This window comes from Thermococcus sp. M36, assembly GCF_012027355.1.
Taxonomy (GTDB): Archaea; Methanobacteriota_B; Thermococci; order Thermococcales; family Thermococcaceae; genus Thermococcus.
The window spans coordinates 1-401 of record NZ_SNUH01000312.1; the positions used below are offsets into that span (position 1 = coordinate 1).

1 protein-coding gene is annotated in these 401 nt (G+C 38.7%); it reads right to left on the bottom strand.

The window, feature by feature from the left end; translation table 11 throughout:
• A partial coding sequence (locus tag E3E36_RS12485) for an AMP-binding protein (protein WP_167895647.1) occupies positions 1-387 on the bottom strand: 387 nt, incomplete at its 3' end.
• Between the last annotated feature and the right edge of the window lie 14 nt (positions 388-401).

Here is a 401-nt window from a genome sequence, read left to right on the forward strand (position 1 = left end):
ATTATTCCATAATGTTGGCAAACAGCCCGGTGGTAATGGTAATTTAACCGCAACAAAACCCTCTTCCTGATTTGTAATAATGGTTCCATCATCTTCTAATATTTGCACATCAAAGCCGGGAACAGGTTTACCGGCACTTCCTGCTTTTGCCGGAAATGGCTCAATGCCCATTAAAACTCCTAACATTGGCCAACCACTTTCTGTTTGCCACCAATGATCGATAACTGGTTTGTGCAACAAATCATTTACCCAGTGATAAGTTGCAGGATCACATCGTTCGCCTGCAAGAAATAATATTTTAAGATGAGATAAATCTTTATTCTTCATTAATAATCCATCAGGGTCTTCTTTTTTAATTGCACGAATAGCAGTTGGTGCAGTAAACATTGTTTAGATCGGAA